General features: G+C 61.3%; 18 protein-coding genes and 1 pseudogene. 12 read left to right on the forward strand and 7 right to left on the reverse strand.

Annotated elements, in window-relative coordinates:
- Nucleotides 1-120 precede the first annotated feature (120 nt).
- From USDA257_RS20765 to USDA257_RS20775, 3 genes are all read left to right on the forward strand, one after another.
- Complete coding sequence (locus tag USDA257_RS20765; protein ID WP_014764930.1) at nt 121-1,083, forward strand: methyltetrahydrofolate cobalamin methyltransferase; 963 nt, start codon at nt 121-123, stop codon at nt 1,081-1,083.
- 2 nt (nt 1,084-1,085) lie between these two features.
- Nucleotides 1,086-1,418 (forward strand): hypothetical protein, encoded by a 333-nt coding sequence (locus tag USDA257_RS20770; RefSeq protein WP_014764931.1) that lies wholly within the window; start codon nt 1,086-1,088, stop codon nt 1,416-1,418.
- Between the two features lie 70 nt (nt 1,419-1,488).
- Nucleotides 1,489-3,537, forward strand: coding sequence for an ASKHA domain-containing protein (locus USDA257_RS20775; RefSeq protein ID WP_041414475.1), 2,049 nt, complete (start codon nt 1,489-1,491; stop codon nt 3,535-3,537).
- Between the two features lie 21 nt (nt 3,538-3,558).
- On the opposite strand, the gene USDA257_RS20780 is transcribed toward USDA257_RS20775, so the two are convergent.
- From USDA257_RS20780 to USDA257_RS20790, 3 genes are all read right to left on the reverse strand, one after another.
- Nucleotides 3,559-4,026, reverse strand: coding sequence for an SRPBCC family protein (locus USDA257_RS20780; RefSeq protein WP_014764933.1), 468 nt, complete (start codon nt 4,024-4,026; stop codon nt 3,559-3,561).
- Nucleotides 3,995-4,357, reverse strand: coding sequence for an ArsR/SmtB family transcription factor (locus USDA257_RS20785; protein WP_048657420.1), 363 nt, complete (start codon nt 4,355-4,357; stop codon nt 3,995-3,997). The genes USDA257_RS20780 and USDA257_RS20785 overlap by 32 nt, the downstream gene beginning before the upstream one ends.
- Nucleotides 4,358-4,418: 61 nt before the next feature.
- On the reverse strand, nt 4,419-5,333 hold the full coding sequence (locus tag USDA257_RS20790) for a LysR substrate-binding domain-containing protein (RefSeq protein ID WP_014764934.1): 915 nt from the start codon (nt 5,331-5,333) through the stop codon (nt 4,419-4,421).
- 131 nt (nt 5,334-5,464) lie between these two features.
- On the opposite strand from USDA257_RS20790, the gene USDA257_RS20795 reads away from it, so the two are divergent.
- The 3 genes and pseudogenes from USDA257_RS20795 to USDA257_RS38960 form a co-directional block, all read left to right on the forward strand.
- The gene (locus USDA257_RS20795; RefSeq protein ID WP_223843350.1) at nt 5,465-5,815 is read left to right on the forward strand and encodes a hypothetical protein; all 351 of its coding nucleotides are present in this window, start codon (nt 5,465-5,467) and stop codon (nt 5,813-5,815) included.
- A gap of 115 nt (nt 5,816-5,930) precedes the next feature.
- Nucleotides 5,931-6,131, forward strand: coding sequence for a hypothetical protein (locus USDA257_RS35610; RefSeq protein ID WP_014764935.1), 201 nt, complete (start codon nt 5,931-5,933; stop codon nt 6,129-6,131).
- A 193-nt stretch (nt 6,132-6,324) separates the two neighbouring features.
- Nucleotides 6,325-6,405: pseudogene (locus tag USDA257_RS38960) on the forward strand (Hint domain-containing protein); the annotation flags it as partial.
- 80 nt (nt 6,406-6,485) lie between these two features.
- On the opposite strand, the gene dmeF reads toward USDA257_RS38960, so the two are convergent.
- Both dmeF and USDA257_RS20810 read right to left on the reverse strand, forming a co-directional pair.
- A complete protein-coding gene (dmeF, locus tag USDA257_RS20805; protein ID WP_014764936.1) occupies nt 6,486-7,478 on the reverse strand; it encodes a CDF family Co(II)/Ni(II) efflux transporter DmeF in 993 nt (330 codons plus the stop codon).
- Entirely contained in the window at nt 7,475-7,747 is a 273-nt protein-coding gene (locus USDA257_RS20810) for a metal/formaldehyde-sensitive transcriptional repressor (RefSeq protein WP_041414476.1), read from the reverse strand. The genes dmeF and USDA257_RS20810 overlap by 4 nt, the downstream gene beginning before the upstream one ends.
- A 378-nt stretch (nt 7,748-8,125) precedes the next feature.
- On the opposite strand from USDA257_RS20810, the gene USDA257_RS20815 reads away from it, so the two are divergent.
- Complete coding sequence (locus USDA257_RS20815) at nt 8,126-9,130, forward strand: GlxA family transcriptional regulator (RefSeq protein ID WP_012708387.1); 1,005 nt, start codon at nt 8,126-8,128, stop codon at nt 9,128-9,130.
- A 39-nt stretch (nt 9,131-9,169) separates the two neighbouring features.
- On the opposite strand, the gene USDA257_RS20820 is transcribed toward USDA257_RS20815, so the two are convergent.
- The gene (locus USDA257_RS20820) at nt 9,170-10,501 is read right to left on the reverse strand and encodes a GGDEF domain-containing protein (RefSeq protein WP_014764939.1); all 1,332 of its coding nucleotides are present in this window, start codon (nt 10,499-10,501) and stop codon (nt 9,170-9,172) included.
- 285 nt (nt 10,502-10,786) lie between these two features.
- On the reverse strand, nt 10,787-11,620 hold the full coding sequence (locus USDA257_RS20825) for a response regulator (RefSeq protein ID WP_014764940.1): 834 nt from the start codon (nt 11,618-11,620) through the stop codon (nt 10,787-10,789).
- A gap of 231 nt (nt 11,621-11,851) precedes the next feature.
- Between USDA257_RS20825 and USDA257_RS20830 the strand changes: the two genes are divergently transcribed.
- From USDA257_RS20830 to USDA257_RS20850, 5 genes are all read left to right on the forward strand, one after another.
- A complete protein-coding gene (locus tag USDA257_RS20830) occupies nt 11,852-13,261 on the forward strand; it encodes an adenylate/guanylate cyclase domain-containing protein (RefSeq protein WP_014764941.1) in 1,410 nt (469 codons plus the stop codon).
- Between the two features lie 81 nt (nt 13,262-13,342).
- A complete protein-coding gene (locus USDA257_RS20835; RefSeq protein WP_041414477.1) occupies nt 13,343-13,585 on the forward strand; it encodes a hypothetical protein in 243 nt (80 codons plus the stop codon).
- Nucleotides 13,586-13,657: 72 nt separating this feature from the next.
- Nucleotides 13,658-14,065 carry a GFA family protein gene (locus tag USDA257_RS20840; RefSeq protein ID WP_014764944.1) on the forward strand — a complete coding sequence of 136 codons (408 nt, stop codon included), beginning with the start codon at nt 13,658-13,660 and terminating at the stop codon, nt 14,063-14,065.
- A gap of 180 nt (nt 14,066-14,245) precedes the next feature.
- Nucleotides 14,246-14,905, forward strand: a complete 660-nt coding sequence (locus USDA257_RS20845; protein WP_014764945.1) for a dihydrofolate reductase family protein — start codon at nt 14,246-14,248, stop codon at nt 14,903-14,905.
- 139 nt (nt 14,906-15,044) lie between these two features.
- Entirely contained in the window at nt 15,045-15,464 is a 420-nt protein-coding gene (locus USDA257_RS20850; RefSeq protein WP_014764946.1) for a CBS domain-containing protein, read from the forward strand.
- The last annotated feature ends 24 nt before the right edge of the window (nt 15,465-15,488 follow it).

Consider the following 15,488-nt stretch of genomic DNA (forward strand, 5'->3'; position numbering starts at 1 on the left):
ACAAGACCGCCGCTCGCGGCTTTATCAGAGGAAAACCGGCGCTTCGGCTCGTCCCGCGCCTTACAAACACAGACGGGGCCTATTACATAGCCCCACGCTTCAAGGATCAGAGGATCTTATATGACCCGCACCATCGTCGCTTCCGCCACACGCGAGATCGTCATCGGCTTCGACCAGCCCTTCTGCGTCATCGGCGAACGCATCAACCCGACCGGGCGCAAGAAGCTCGCTGCCGAAATGATCGAAGGCAACTTCGATACGGTTATCAAGGACGCGCTGGAGCAGGTCGCCGCGGGCGCGACGATGCTGGATGTCAATGCAGGTGTGACCGCTGTCAACCCCAACGAGACCGAACCGCCGCTGCTCGTCAAGACGCTGGAGATCGTCCAGGGCCTCGTCGACGTGCCGCTGTCGATCGACAGCTCCGTGACGGCTGCGATCGAAGCAGGCCTTCGCGTCGCCAAGGGCCGGCCGCTGGTCAACTCGGTCACCGGCGAAGAGGAAAAGCTGGAAGCGATCCTGCCGCTCGTCAAGAAATACGACGTACCGGTCGTGGCGATTTCCAACGACGAAACCGGCATCTCGATGGACCCGGACGTGCGCTTCGCCGTCGCCAAGAAGATCGTCGAGCGCGCCATGGATCACGGCATCAAGCCTCACGATATCGTTGTCGATCCGCTCGTCATGCCGATCGGCGCGCTTGGCGATGCCGGCCGGCAGGTCTTCGCGCTGCTGCGCCGCCTGCGCGAGGAATTGAAGGTGAATACCACCTGCGGCCTCTCCAACATCTCCTTCGGCCTGCCGCACCGCCACGGCATCAATGCCGGCTTCATCCCAATGGTGATCGGCGCCGGCATGACCTCGGCGATCATGAATCCCTGCCGTCCGCAGGAAATGGAAGCCGTGCGCGCCGCAAACGTCTTGAACGGGACTGACGCGAATTGCTCCAACTGGATCATGACCTATCGCGACCACAAGCCGGCCGAAGGCGGCCATGTCGTGGCCGCGGCGTCACCGGCAGCCGGCGGCGGACGGCGTGGCGGACGTGCGGCTCGCGCCGGCGGCGCGGCAAGGGGGGAATAGTCATGGCAAGACATTCCCTCGCGAGCGATCTGATGGCGCTGTGGTTCCAGGCGCCGATGGTCATTGCCGCCCGCACACAAGCCATGGCGTTTGCCGCCATGACCGGCTCTGCAACGGACTATGCCGAAAACAATCGCATGGTGACGGAGAAGATGGCCGCAGTCGCGGAAAGCGTTGTTGCAGCGAACGTCGCCATCGCGAAAGAGGGAATGGGACTCGCATCAGCATTTGCCGCCGGGAAGACCGTTTCCGACGGCCACAACCGCGTGACGGCCGCCGCCCTGCGCCCCTATGCCAAGCGCGTGCGGGCCAACGCCCGCCGGCTCTCGAAATAAACTGGCGCCGCGCGTCGCTTCGGACGCGCGAGGTCGCTCAAACCCCTTGGATTGCTGGCGAGACAGGAAAATGTTGAACGTGCCGCCGAAGGACAACAAGACCGATCCGCTGGTGCTGTTCATGCCATCGGGCAAGCGCGGGCGCTTCCCGATCGGCACGCCGATCCTTGACGCCGCGCGTTCGCTCGGAGTCTATGTCGAGAGCGTCTGCGGCGGACGCGCGACCTGCGGACGCTGCCAGGTCTCCGTGCAGGAAGGCAATTTCGCTAAGCACAAGATCGTCTCGTCGAACGAGCATATCTCGCCGGTTGGCCCGAAGGAACAGCGCTACGCGAGCGTGCGCGAACTGCCCGATGGCCGGCGCCTTTCCTGTTCCGCCCAGATCCTCGGGGATCTCGTCATTGACGTGCCGCAGGATACGGTCATCAATGCGCAGGTGGTGCGTAAAGCTGCGTCGGACCGGGTGATCGAGCGCAATGCCGCCGTCCAGATGTGCTATGTCGAGGTGGACGAGCCGGACATGCACAAGCCGCTCGGCGATCTAGACCGGATGAAGGCTGTTCTGGAGAAGGACTGGGGCTGGAAGGATCTCTTGATTGCTCCGCACCTGATCCCGCAGATGCAGGGCATGCTGCGCAAGGGCAACTGGGCGGTGACCGCCGCGATCCACCGGGACATGGATTCCTCGCGTCCCTTCATCGTCGGTCTCTGGCCGGGATTGAAGAACGAGGCCTATGGCATTGCCTGCGACATCGGCTCGACGACGATCGCCATGCACCTGGTGTCGCTCTTGTCCGGCCGTATCGTCGCCTCCTCCGGCACATCAAACCCGCAGATCCGCTTCGGCGAGGATCTGATGAGCCGCGTCTCCTACGTGATGATGAACCCGGATGGCCGCGAGGCGATGACCAAGGCGGTGCGCGAGGCGGTGAACGGCCTGATCGGTGAGGTCTGCGCCGAGGGCGAGGTCGACCGCCACGATATCCTCGACATGGTGATCGTCGGCAACCCCATCATGCACCACCTGTTCCTCGGCATCGACCCGACCGAGCTCGGCCAGGCGCCGTTCGCGCTCGCCGTTTCCGGCGCGCTGCAATATTGGGCGCATGAGATCGACATCGAGGTCAATCGCGGCGCCAGACTCTACATGCTGCCCTGCATCGCCGGCCATGTCGGGGCGGACGCCGCCGGTGCTGCACTTTCGGAAGGCCCGCACCGGCAGGACAAGATGATGCTGCTCGTCGATGTCGGCACCAATGCCGAGATCGTGCTCGGCAACCGGGAACGCGTCGTTGCCGCCTCCTCGCCGACCGGACCGGCCTTCGAGGGCGCCGAGATTTCCTCCGGCCAGCGCGCCGCCCCGGGCGCGATCGAGCGCGTCCGCATCGACCCGGAAACGCTGGAGCCGCGCTTCCGCGTGATCGGCGTCGACAAATGGTCGGATGAAGAGGGTTTCGCCGAGGCCGCCGCAGCGGTCGGCGTCACCGGCATCTGCGGTTCGGCGATCATCGAAGTGGTCGCCGAGATGTATCTGACAGGGATCATCTCACAGGACGGTGTGGTCGATGGCGGCATGGCCGCAAGAAGCCCGCGCATCGTTCCGAACGGCCGCACCTTCTCCTATCTGCTGCATGACGGGGATCAGCGCATCACCGTCACGCAGAACGACATCCGGGCGATCCAGCTGGCCAAGGCGGCGCTCTATGCCGGGATCAAGCTCTTGATGGAAAAGCAGGGCGTCGACCGGGTCGATACGGTCCGCTTTGCCGGGGCCTTCGGCTCATTCATCGATCCGAAATACGCTATGGTGCTGGGCCTGATCCCGGATTGCGACCTCGATGAGGTAAAGGCTGTCGGCAATGCCGCCGGCACCGGTGCCCTGATGGCGCTCCTCAACCGCGACCACCGTCGTGAGATTGAGGAAACCGTGAGGAAAATCGAGAAGATAGAGACGGCTCTTGAATCGAAATTTCAGGAGCACTTCGTCAACGCCATGGCGATGCCGAACAAGGTCGACGCCTTCCCGAAGCTGGCCGAAGTCGTTGCGCTACCGGAGCGCAAGGTGCTGGCAGACGATGGCGAAGGCGGGGGACGCAGGAGGCGTAGGAGCCGAGAGTAGGCGCGATCGGCGTCCGGCTTCTCACGCCGCCTTTGCGGCGAAGGAGGCCAGCAACCCGCCCCAACCTTTTTCAGAGTCGAGCACACCGCGCAGGTCGTGAGCTTTGGCGCCGTAGTTTGCCAGTTGGCGATGCTCGAGCGTCACGGTGGTCTCGTTTTCGCTCGTCGCTTCGAACCAGACTTCGACTTCGGTTTGGAACGCCGGGTCGAAGTCGAACTCGGCGTTAAGCTGCCACGCGAGAAGAATGCGATGCGGCGGATCGCACGCGATGACGCGGCCCCAATCACGCTCCTCGCCGGCATTGCCCACCTCGAACCATCTGCCGCCGGCTCTGGCCTCGACGATCACCGTCTTCTGGCCGGACTCCGTGAGACTGTGCTCTCTGATCCACCACCCTCCCATGCCGTTGACGAAGACGTCGAAGGCCTTCTGCGGCGATGCGCGGACGATGACTGATTTACGTACCGGAACCGGTTCGATCATGTGCATGAGGTTCCTCCCGGTTGTTCTCACCTCTATCGTCTGCCTCGACGATGGATTTGAACGCGTCAAGCTGGTCGGCCCAGAAGCGGTCCACCCACTGCCGGAGCGGCCCCAGCCCGGCGGGATCTATGCAATAGATCCGTCGGGCGCCCGCGGCTTCGTCCCGGACGAGGCCTGCCTGCTTCAAGACCTTCAAGTGCTGCGAGATCGCCGGCTGCGATACTGGCACGGCACGCGCTAGTTCGGCGACCGACTGTCGACGTCCTGCAACGCATTCGAAAATGGCGCGGCGTGTCGGGTCGGCCAATGCGGCGAAAAGCTTTCCTTCATAAGTCATGGCTTATTATAAGCTCATACTTATGGCGGTCAAGCTGGCGTCCAAGTTGCGGGAGGTCGGGCTAGACGGGCTCAGCCACCCTGCCCGCCTGCATCTGGAGGTCGGCGAAGGCCTCGCGGACGTGTTCGGCAACCGCGAGCACCGGTGCCGGCGCATCCTCGACCACTTTCAGACCGATGTCGTAGTGGCCGAGATCCGGCAGGCCGTCGCGCTCGCCGAGTTGCACCATCTCACCCTGGACGAGGTAGCGCGGCAGAGGCGCGATCGCAAGGCCGGCAAGCACCGCAGCCCGCTGTCCCGTTGTATAGGCGCTGAGGAACGCCACGCGGAACTTGCGGCCGGCCCGCGACAGCTTCTCCACCGCATCGGCGCGCCAGACACAGCCGTCCTCCCACATCGAAACCGGCAACGGATCGCGCAGATGCGCGTTGCCGCACTTGGCGCCAGCCCAGACCAGCTTTTCCTGCATGAGGATTTCGCCGTCCCTGCCCGCTTCGTCGGACAGGCTGTTGTAGATGGCGATATCGAGCCTGTGCTCGTCGACCCGCTTGCGCATGGCGTTGCTCATGCCGATCGACACATCAATTGTGACATTCGGGTACGTCTCGGCAAAGCGCTTCAGCACCTCGGGCAGGATGCGCTCGCCGACGTCCTCCGGCGCACCGACACGCACCACGCCGTTCATGTCGGGCAGCAGGAAGCGAGACACCGTTTCGTTGTTGAGCGACAAAAGCCGGCGGGCGAAGCCGAGCAGCAACTCGCCCTTCGGCGTCAACGAGACCGACCGCGCATCGCGCAGGAACAGCGTGCAGCCCAGCGTCTCCTCGAGCTTTTTGATCTGCATCGAGACGGCGGAGGGTGTGCGGTACACCGCTTCGGCAGCAGTCGTGAAATTGCCGGTTTCGGCAATGGCGACAAAGGTCTTCAACACGTCCATTTCCAGCAGCGGAAGCGCGTGGCGCAGCATCATGTTCATGGCGGCCTCCTCAATCAAAAAATCTGAAAGATAGCTTAACTCCATTTCGTTTGATTGAACATCACATCGGAGCGATAGTCAAGCTCGCAAGCAGGCGGGAACCACCCCGCATAACGCAAAGGAGCAAGGTCATGACCGCCCTGACATTGGCCATCGACAACGCCGCCGCAACCGCACGACGGATCAGTGGCACTCCTGCAAACCGTAAAGGCGTGCCGATGATGGACGCAGAAGGCTTGCAATTAAGAGGCTTCACCCGGCAGGCAGTCGACGACGGTGATTTCGTTCTAGCAATGCTGTCGCGAGCACGAATCTTCATCGAGCGGATTGCTGACAGAAGGCGCGCTACCAACGTCGCGAGAAACCGGGTGGAAACCCGGCGCCAATTGGCGAAACTGCCGGCCAGGGTCAGAAACGACCTGTTACAAGCGGAACAGAAGGTGATCAGGGCACCTGATACAAGCTGTTGCGTGGAGCCGTAACAGATCACGATGTTTGATGGAAAACATCAAGCATATTCGTTTGATTGATCAATAGGGTTGCGCCATAAAACGACACATGGTCGCGACCTTTTGAAAAGCTCAGAAGGAACCAGCAATGTCTACGAACCAGCACTCCTCGCCTTCATCAAGCCAGAGCCTCGCCGCTTTGCCCGGCCTTTTCAGCCTGCGTGCCCGCGCCTGGGCCGCTTGGAAGCGGCATCGCAACGAGCGCATTCTGGAAAACCTCTCCTACGATACGCTGAAGGACATCGGCTACCCATCGGTCGATGACGCGGTGCATAAGACGGAGCAATGAAAAGTGACACGACCTGTCATACGCCCCGCAATTGCTGGGTGATGAGACGATGAAGGGCATTCCCGCAAACGGAATGCCCTTCATGTTTTCGGCTGCCTGCTGATCGAGGAAGAGAAACTGTCGCCTCTTCAATGCATAAAGATTGCGTCCACCATCCGCCGAAAAATAGCCGTCGGTGGGTCTGCATAGAGGTCTTCGCATCGGCGATCCCGTTGAGACGGTCCGCGGCGAAGCGCTGCCGATTAAGGGGATTGGTCGTCACGTCTACCGCCGAATGCCTCTCCGGGATGCGCACGAACGAATCACGGCACGCGAGGGCAAGCCCGCCGGCTGACTACAGCGCCGCGCGTCTTATCAGACGCACAAAGGTCGCTGCAGGGGCTCGACTTCGATGGTCACATGCGAAAGTTCGCGCAGATGCGCGAGCTTGCGGCGATAGAGCGATGGACTCTTCGGATTTCTGCTCACCAGCGAGACAATGGCGCCGTGATGGCCGGGGCCGAGCTGCCAGACGTGCAGGTCGGTTATCCGGTCACCATCCGTCTCGATCGCCGCGCGGATGTCCCCCGGCAGGCGCTCGCCGGCTGGGAGATAGTCGAGAAGGACGCTGCCCGTGTCGCGAATGAGGCTTAGCGACCAACGAGCGATCACCAATGCGCCGACGACACCCATCAGCGGATCAAGCCATATCCAGCCATTCATGCTTCCGACGGCCAGCGCGACAATCGCCAGAACGGAGGTGAGCGCGTCGGCGAGCACATGCAGGTAAGCTGCGCGCAGGTTGTTGTCGCGGCCAGCCGCGTCATCGTGATGATGGTGGTCACCGCGGCCATGGTGCGCATGGTCATGGTCATGATGGCGCAGAGCATGGTGATGCGAGTGATTGTCCCGAAGCAGCCAGGCACAGGCAAGATTGACGACGAGGCCAAGTGCGGCGACGGCGATCGCCTGCGGGAAGCTGATCGCGATCGGATTAGAGAGCCGTACGAGGCTCTCCCAGCCGATAAGCAGAGCGATAAGGGCGAGCGTCACGGCGCTTGCAAAGCCGGCGAGATCGCCGAGCTTGCCGGTGCCGAAAGTGAAGCGCGGATTGCGGGCATTGTGCCGGGCGTAGACATAGGCAAGGGCCGCAATCAGCATGGCGGCGGCGTGAGTGGACATGTGCCAGCCGTCCGCGACCAGCGCCATCGAACCATAGATGGTGCCCGCGGCGATCTCTGCCACCATCGTCGCCGTCGTCAACGCGATGACGAACCAGGTGCGGCGCTCGTTGCGCCGGTGGTCGCCGCCGAGAAAGACATGATCATGGCCGAACCGTGCGGATTCGTTGAGACTGGCTTCGCTCATTTCAGGTATCTCCTGACGACCTCGATCAATTCGGCAGCGCCCTGCTCCCGATCCGTTCCCGCGCTCGGGCCTGCCACGTGCGCAAGGAGATGATCCTCGATCAACTCCAGAGTCAGCCCTTGGACAGCACCGCGCACGGACGCCACGAGATTGAGGATGTCGCCGCAAGACCGTTCGGCCTCAAGCGCACGCTCAATCGCCTCCATCTGCCCCCTGAGGCGACGGACGCGTGCGATGAGCTTCGCCTGGTTTCTGATCGTGTGAGCCATAGTGTGGCCCCCTACCCTATAATAAGCACAAATACAAGATCCCTGCGGCGGGGCGCCGGGCGGCATCTTGTCAGATACCGACATCAGCGTCGTCCCGCGTCGGATTAGTCGCAATTGACAAAACTGCAACCAGGGAAGGCAAGTTGAACCTCCGCGTCGCGAGGGGACGTTTCTAGCCGGTTTGCGCCACCACAGCCGGGCGTTCTGTCGCTTTTTACCAAATCGCCGGAGTATCGCCGTTGACGCCTCCATTTGCCTCATGTCGCAATGCGAAATTTCTTCTCGGTCGCGGCTTTCCATGTCAATGTCGCAAATCGACAAGCCGCATGACATATTACAAGCGACGAATAGACACCCTCGTCCAGCATGGGAAGCCTCATGAACAAGCCTCTGACCAAAAAGCGCTCGCTCGTCTTCTTTCTGGTGCCGAACTTTTCAATGCTGCCCTTTTCCGCGGCGATAGAAACGCTCCGCATCGCCAACCGCATGCTTGGCTACGAGGCCTACACATGGCGCCTCGCTTCGACCGATGGTCAGAAGGTCTTCTCATCCGCCGGCATCGCACTCGAGGTCAACACCTCGCTTGCGGACGAGCGCAAGTTTCTGGCGGGCGAAAACCGTCCGTCCATGGTGCTGGTCTGTTCGGGCGTTTATGTCGAGGAGTTCCAGAACAAATCGGTCAATGCCTGGCTGCGCGAAGTCTACAATCGCGGCATCGCCGTCGGCAGCCTCTGTACGGGCGCCCATGTGCTGGCCTCCGCCGGTCTGCTCACGGGCAAGCGCTGCGCCATCCACTGGGAAAACCTGCCCGGCTTTTCCGAGAGCTTCCCGCAGGCGGAAGTCTATGCCGACCTCTATGAAATCGACAGCAACATCTACACCTGCGCTGGCGGCACCGCTTCGCTCGACATGATGTTGAACCTGATCGACCAGGACTTCGGCGAAAGCCTGGTCAACCGAGTCTGCGAGCAGGCTTTGACCGATCGCGTTCGCGGTCCACATGACCGCCAGCGGCTTCCACTCCGCGCCCGCCTCGGCGTGCAGAATGCCAAGGTTCTCTCGATCATCGAATTGATGGAGGCGAACCTCTCCGAGCCGCTTTCGCTCCTCGAGATCGCCGAAAGCGCTGACCTGTCGCGCCGCCAGATCGAGCGGCTGTTCCGCCAGGAGATGGGCCGTTCGCCGGCGCGCTATTATCTGGAGATTCGCCTCGATCGCGCCCGGCACCTGCTGATCCAGTCGTCGATGCCGGTGGTCGAAGTCGCCGTCGCCTGCGGTTTCGTCTCCGCTTCACACTTCTCCAAGTGTTATCGCGAACTCTACAACCGCTCGCCGCAGCAGGAGCGCGCCGAGCGCAAGCTGACGCTGCAAATGGCGCGTTGAACGAGTTTGGTAGTAGGCCGACGTTCGGCCTACTGCCGCTTACGACGCCAAAGCATCGAGCAGCGTGAGCTCGGAGATGACGCGGTTTCGCCCGGCATGTTTCGCCATGTAGAGGAACTGGTCGGCGGCGTGCAGGTAATTCTCGAAAGCTTCCGGCGCTTCGATCGTCGCAAGGCCGATCGAGACGGTGATCGCCAGTTCCTCGTCGTCGGCGACGATCTTCGATTTCGCGAGCTCCGCCCGCAGCCTTTCACAAAAGGCGAAGGCGTCACGCACGCCGAGGCCATCGAAAAGAATGCCGAACTCCTCGCCGCCCAGGCGCGCCAGGAGATGCTCTTCGCCGACCAGCGTTTTCAATCGCCGGGCAACGTGCTTCAGCACGAGATCGCCGATTTCGTGGCCGTAGGTGTCATTGAGGCGTTTGAAATGGTCGATGTCGAGGACGGCGATCGATGTCCCCTCGCCGCGTCTGAGATATTGATCAACCAGGCGCGGCCCGGTCATGAAGAAATGCCGGCGGTTGAATGTCCCCGTCAGGTAGTCGCTGGCCGCCGCGAGCTTCAGGGCCTGAATACGCTTCTGTAGCGTGGCGGCGTGACGGATGCGGCCGCTGAATTCAGCCTCGAGGAAAGGCTTGCGGATGAAATCCGCCCCGCCGGCTTCGATGAAGCGCGCCGCCAGGCGCGCATCTCCTTGGTCCGAAAGGCCGATGATCGGCACGGCATCATCGCCCTGACGCTTGTGCACCTCTTCGAGCAGGGCGAGACCCGCTAGGTCGGCGAGACCCGTATCGGTGACGATGACGTCGATGATCTCGCCCTGGTCCAGGACTTGCAGTGCTTCCCAGGCCTCCGACGCCTCGATTACCGCAAACAGCCCACGCCGCAGGATGCCCGCAAGGTCCTGTCGCGAGGTCGCACAGGAGTCGACGAGCAGCACCGTGGTTCGACCCTTGGTGAGGACCCGGTCGACCGCCGCGATCAGTCGCTCGATCGATTCCGGCTCGTTCTTGACAATGCAGTCGGCAACGCCTCGATTCAGGATCTGATCGCGGGTGCGGTCGTTGAAGGCGGCAGTGAAGACGATAGCCGGTACATTGTTCGCGAGGATGAAGTCCAATGCCTCGCAATTCGGCGCGTCGGGCAGGTTGAGATCGAGAACCGCAAGCGAAAACGCCCATTCCCCCGCCGCAGCGACCTCAGCCTTCACCGCGGCGAGCGAGGCGCAATGGGCGACATTTATTCCGTGCGTGAGCTCCAGCCCGTGCTTGAGAGCGGCCGCGAACATTCGCGAATCCTCGACGAGCAGCAGACGCTTGTCGCGGTGCTTCTGAACATGGTTCGCCCGTCCCGACGCGCGGCGCAATCTCACGATCCCTGCAACCCCATCCCCTTCGGCAACCCCGTGCTTCAGTCGCAGCGACGCTGAGGCTTTTCGCCTCGGCGCGTACTGATCCCTGTGGCGGAGCCCCCATGGCCCAATCTGTATTTGCGCCCGTTCGCGCCGCTGACCAAACCCCCTTCGGTGAGAAGCGCGTATTCGGGAATTTCCCCATTTCTATTTGTCGCGATTGAACGGGCTGCCGGTTGCAATTTCGTTAACAGGGCAACCAGCAGCACGGAATTTCAATCGCTTGCTTAAGAAATTATACGCGCGTCAGGCGGGGATTTTCGCCCTTTCGCTCAATGTCTTGATCTTTGTCAGAGTATCGAGGTTCTGATTGACGCGGCAATAGAACTCCTCGTTAACGAAGGGACGCAGGACGAAATCGTTACCCCCGGCCTTGAGGAAGCGCGCGGAAAGCAGGCGGTTGGTCGACGACGAAACGCCGATGATGCGCAACTGATGTGGACCATGGGCCGAGCGGATGCGGCGCGTCAGTTCGAAGCCGTCGATGTCCGGCATGTTGTAGTCGGTGATGACCAGAGCGATGTCCTGATTGTTCTTCAGGATTTCCAGCGCTGCTGCCCCGCTCTCGGCCGAGCTCGTGCGAAAATTGTAGCGCTTCAACTGCGTGGTAAGCAGCGCCCGGGCAGTCGGGCTGTCGTCGACGATCAGCACATGATGCTTCTCGTTGGTGAGGAACCGGCAGACCGATTCCGCTAGCATGTCGACGGCGAAGACGCTGTCCTTGATGACATAGTCGACGATATCCTTGGCCAGGATCGCCTCGCGCGTCTTCTCCTGGAAGGAGCCGGTGAAGACGACGGTCGGCACGCTCATGTCGATCAGGTAGTTCAGCGCTTCGCCGTTTTCCGCACCCGGCAGGTTGATATTGGAAATGGCAAGCGAGGCCGGAAAGGAGGCATTCTCGACGGCAAACTGCAGATCCTCGTAGTCGCGGCAGACGATTACGTCGATATCGAACAACTCCTTCAGTCGCTTCGACACCATCGAGGAAAACAGGTTGGAGTCCTCGGCAAGCACAATGCGGTGCTCGCCAAGGGATTCGCCGGAATAATACATTCCGGAAACGCCGAAGAATGACATTGATCGCCTATGTGAAAGAGTGTCCCCGCAAGCATCGTAGGGGAAGAGGCTTTATTGGGTGTTAATGGAGGCCCCGCAGGTACTGAGCGCGACAGCGAGGCTTGCGGAAAAAGCCATCTTTGCCGTCGCCGGGCGAAGCCGTGCCATCCGGTCTGGTTGCACGGAACTTCCGCTTGCTCCATCGCGATCAAATCGCCTGACCGTGGTGGATTTTCCGTATAGAATGCCCGCATGGGTGAAGCTCAGACTCTATTTGAAGTGCTGCGCCAGTCGGTGAAGCCGGAGGTCATCAATGCCTTCGAGCGGCTCGTTCGGGATGCGCCGGACAGCAAGCTCTGCCGCATCAATGCGCTCGCCTTTGCCGCCGCCGAAGGGCTCGACGAGGAGGAGACGATTGCCGCCTTCCTGCACGCCTCGCGGCTCGGTATTTTCGAGCTTTCCTGGAACGTCCTCTGCCCCGGCTGTGGCGGCGTGCTCGATGCCAATACATCATTGAAGACAGTGCAGAGCACCGAATATACTTGCGCACTCTGCGCCGCCGGCTATGAGCCGACCCTCGACGAGATGGTCGAGGTGACCTTCACGGTGAGCCCGCGGGTGCGCCACATCGAGGCCCATAACCCTCACGAATTGCCGGCGATCGAATATTTCCGCCAGATGTATTGGGGCTCCGGCATCGACCTGCCGGAAGACGATTACGAGGAGAAGTTCGATGAGTTCATTATCGAGACGCTGGAACTGCCGCCAGGTGAAAAGGCCGTCATCTCGTTGCAGCTTCCGGCGGAGTTCATCATCGTCTTCGAGCCGGTGACGCATGCGGCACAGTTTCTGGACGTCAGCGGCGAGCCGACCAGGGAGCGTCGGAACCTTGCCCTCGTCTTCGATCGATCACACCGGCATGCCGAGACGCTGAAGATGCAGCCCGGCCCGCTTCGGATCCAGGTGGAGAACCATGCGGAGGTCCGCACCCTCCCCTCGGTCTGCATCGCCAACGAGGCGCTGCATAGCATGCTCGGTCGCCGTCGACCGTTCCTCACCGCCAAGCGGCTGCTCTCCAACCAGACCTTCCGCGACATCTACCGCACCGATACGCTCGACGTCGACCAGCGGCTGAAGATCACCAGCCTCACCTTCCTCTTTACCGACCTGCGCGGCTCGACCGAGCTCTACGAGCGTGTCGGCGACTTGGCGGCGTTCGACCTCGTGCGCGCGCATTTCCGAGTCCTGAACGAAATCGTCGCGGCCGAGGCCGGCGCCGTCGTCAAGACGATCGGCGATGCGGTGATGGCGACCTTCCCGACACCAGACCGAGCGGTCGCCGCGGCCATGCGGATGCGCGACGCCATGCGCAAGCTGAACGACGAACGCGGCAGCGAGGATTTGCTACTAAAGATCGGCATTCACGAAGGGCCGTGTATCGCGGTCAATCTGAACGAGCGGCAGGACTATTTCGGCCAGACCGTCAATATCGCCTCGCGCGTCCAGCACCTTGCCACCGCGCGCGAGATCTTCGCGACGGGCTCAGTGCTCGAAGACCCGCGCGCCTCCGGCCTTCTTTCGGACCGGGGCCTAAGCCCGATGTCGCACAATGTCACACTACGCGGCATCGCCAACGAGATCAGCATTTTTGCGATCCCGTGAGGCCCGCCAAACCAGATATCCATCGTTCAGGAGAGGTTCAGGCTTGACGGCTGAATGTGGTGGCAGGTGAAGGAGTAAGCCATGCGTATCCCGCTGATTCTATTTACCGCCGCGGCAATGGTGGCCAGCACGGCCGAGGCCGGCAGCCAATCATCGAACACAAGCTCGAACAGTTCGTCCAATAACGGGGTCGTGAACGAGCGGATCGTCGATACCTATTGTGAAGACGGCTATTGCGAACGCCGCGTTTTCCGTCGGACATATCGCGAACGACGTCATGGCGGCGAAGGCGAATGGCGCCGCTATTTTGAATACGATGACTGAGCGGAAACCCAAGAGGCACATCGGGCCTGCCCCGACGCGGATCATCTACAACGTCCTGCGAGGTGATGCACAATGCGTTCTCGAACAGCCACGTGTTCATGCGGCCAGTTGCGCATCGAGGTCCAGGGCGAGCCGCTCGGCATCGGTGTTTGCCACTGCCTTGCCTGCCAGCGTCGTACCGGTAGCGTCTTTGCAGCCCTCGCCGGCTTCGCAGCACCTTACAAGGTCTACGGCACCGCGATTGAATACGTTCGCGTCGGCGACCAGGGAGCGAAGTTCAGGTTTCGCTTCTGTCCCGTTTGCGGGACAAACCTGTTCCACACGGAGGAAGGCGGCGATGAATCCTCGGTTGGTGTCGCAGTCGGCGGCTTTGCTGACCCCACGTTTCCGCCGCCGCAGGATTCGGTCTATGATTGCCGCCGGCACTCCTGGGTTCAACTGCCGCCGGGGACGACGATCTACGAGAAGAATCCCCTCTGATTGAGGCTTTCACCGCCGAGACTCGAGTGGAGCACCTATCGCGAGCGAAGTCCCCTTGCCCCACCAGCGACGCGACGGAAAGGGTCGATCAAACATCGAAATTATCGCCTGGCGACTGTCGGAATCAGCCGCTGCAATCCGTCTTAATCCATAGGAACATGGCGACGAAGGAGAGCGATAATGAGAAAGATCATCGTTGGTGCATTCGCAAGTCTTGATGGAATCATGCAGGCGCCGGGTGGGCCGCACGAAGATCCTGTCGGCGGCTTCAAGTATGGCGGCTGGGCCTTCCCCTATTTCGACGAAGCCATGGGAAAGGCGGTGGACGAGATGTTTTCCGAGCCGTTTGACCTTCTGCTCGGCCGAAAAACCTATGACATCTTCGCGGCGCATTGGCCCTATGCCGGCGCCGGCGACCCGATCGGTTCGCTGTTCGATCGAATCACAAAATATGTCGCGACGCGCAATCCGGACTTGAAGCTTCATTGGCAAAACAGTCAGACGCTCGGCAGCGACGTGCTCGCCACGCTTGCCAATTTGAAAAGCGAGGAAGGACCGGATCTGTTGACGCAGGGCTCGACCGATTTCCTTCAGACCCTTTTCCGCAATGATCTGGTCGACGAGATGTATGTCTCGTACTTCCCCGTCATTCTCGGAAAAGGCAAGAAGCTGTTCGGCGACGGAGCGACGCCAATGGCGCTGAAACTGGTCAGTTCGAAGGTTTCCGGAACCGGCGTCACGGTCAACAAATATGTCCGCGGCGGACCGGTCGTCACGGGTTCGTTCGAATTCGCGCAGCCATCCGAAGCAGAGCTGGAACGGCGACGGAAGTTGACCTGAGCGACCGCATTCGCTCCTGTGAGCGCAACCGTCTGCGCGCATAGAATGCGCGTGCGAATTTCCCGTCAGGCCGTCAGTTTCCGACCATTAGCCATGATTTCAGGCGTATAATAGGGTTCGTGAACCATGGGAGGATATGATGAGAACCGAAGAAGCCATGCATTCCGGTGTTCGGTGGGTCGGCCCGGAAACGGATTTGCGGACGATCGCGCGCATCATGAAGGAAGAGGATATAGGCGCGCTCCCGGTCGGCGAGAACGATCGCCTGATCGGAATGGTGACGGATCGCGACATCACGCTACGAGCGCTGGCCAACGGCCGGGACGTCGCCTCCCTGACGGCCCGCGACGTCATGACCGAGGAAATCGTCTATTGCCGCACCAATGAGTCCGTCGAAGACGCCGTTCATCTGATGGAGTTGAAAAAGATCAGGCGGCTGCCGGTCATCAACGAAGACAAGCGCATGGTCGGCATGCTGTCGCTCGGCGATATTTCCCACTGCTCCAGCCAGGAAATGGCAGGCGAACTGGTCAAGGCGGTCAGCGCCCACCACGCCTGAGCTGCAGTAAGAAAAAATGTCCAG

The sequence above is a fragment of the Sinorhizobium fredii USDA 257 genome (assembly GCF_000265205.3).
GTDB classification, from domain to species: Bacteria; Pseudomonadota; Alphaproteobacteria; order Rhizobiales; family Rhizobiaceae; genus Sinorhizobium; species Sinorhizobium fredii_B.

What these genes read in the sequence shown, in the direction of transcription:
- USDA257_RS20770 (WP_014764931.1), top strand. Translation starts at nt 1,086, where the DNA reads ATGGCAAGACATTCCCTCGCGAGCGATCTGATGGCGCTGTGGTTCCAG.
- USDA257_RS20830 (WP_014764941.1), top strand. Translation starts at nt 11,852, where the DNA reads ATGGGTGAAGCTCAGACTCTATTTGAAGTGCTGCGCCAGTCGGTGAAG.
- USDA257_RS20765 (WP_014764930.1), top strand. Translation starts at nt 121, where the DNA reads ATGACCCGCACCATCGTCGCTTCCGCCACACGCGAGATCGTCATCGGC.
- USDA257_RS20785 (WP_048657420.1), bottom strand. Translation starts at nt 4,357, where the DNA reads ATGACTTATGAAGGAAAGCTTTTCGCCGCATTGGCCGACCCGACACGC.
- USDA257_RS20845 (WP_014764945.1), top strand. Translation starts at nt 14,246, where the DNA reads ATGAGAAAGATCATCGTTGGTGCATTCGCAAGTCTTGATGGAATCATG.
- USDA257_RS20815 (WP_012708387.1), top strand. Translation starts at nt 8,126, where the DNA reads ATGAACAAGCCTCTGACCAAAAAGCGCTCGCTCGTCTTCTTTCTGGTG.
- USDA257_RS20850 (WP_014764946.1), top strand. Translation starts at nt 15,045, where the DNA reads ATGAGAACCGAAGAAGCCATGCATTCCGGTGTTCGGTGGGTCGGCCCG.
- USDA257_RS20825 (WP_014764940.1), bottom strand. Translation starts at nt 11,620, where the DNA reads ATGTCATTCTTCGGCGTTTCCGGAATGTATTATTCCGGCGAATCCCTT.
- USDA257_RS20795 (WP_223843350.1), top strand. Translation starts at nt 5,465, where the DNA reads ATGACCGCCCTGACATTGGCCATCGACAACGCCGCCGCAACCGCACGA.
- USDA257_RS35610 (WP_014764935.1), top strand. Translation starts at nt 5,931, where the DNA reads ATGTCTACGAACCAGCACTCCTCGCCTTCATCAAGCCAGAGCCTCGCC.
- USDA257_RS20780 (WP_014764933.1), bottom strand. Translation starts at nt 4,026, where the DNA reads ATGCACATGATCGAACCGGTTCCGGTACGTAAATCAGTCATCGTCCGC.
- USDA257_RS20810 (WP_041414476.1), bottom strand. Translation starts at nt 7,747, where the DNA reads ATGGCTCACACGATCAGAAACCAGGCGAAGCTCATCGCACGCGTCCGT.
- USDA257_RS20840 (WP_014764944.1), top strand. Translation starts at nt 13,658, where the DNA reads ATGCGTTCTCGAACAGCCACGTGTTCATGCGGCCAGTTGCGCATCGAG.
- USDA257_RS20835 (WP_041414477.1), top strand. Translation starts at nt 13,343, where the DNA reads ATGCGTATCCCGCTGATTCTATTTACCGCCGCGGCAATGGTGGCCAGC.
- USDA257_RS20775 (WP_041414475.1), top strand. Translation starts at nt 1,489, where the DNA reads ATGTTGAACGTGCCGCCGAAGGACAACAAGACCGATCCGCTGGTGCTG.
- dmeF (WP_014764936.1), bottom strand. Translation starts at nt 7,478, where the DNA reads ATGAGCGAAGCCAGTCTCAACGAATCCGCACGGTTCGGCCATGATCAT.
- USDA257_RS20790 (WP_014764934.1), bottom strand. Translation starts at nt 5,333, where the DNA reads ATGAACATGATGCTGCGCCACGCGCTTCCGCTGCTGGAAATGGACGTG.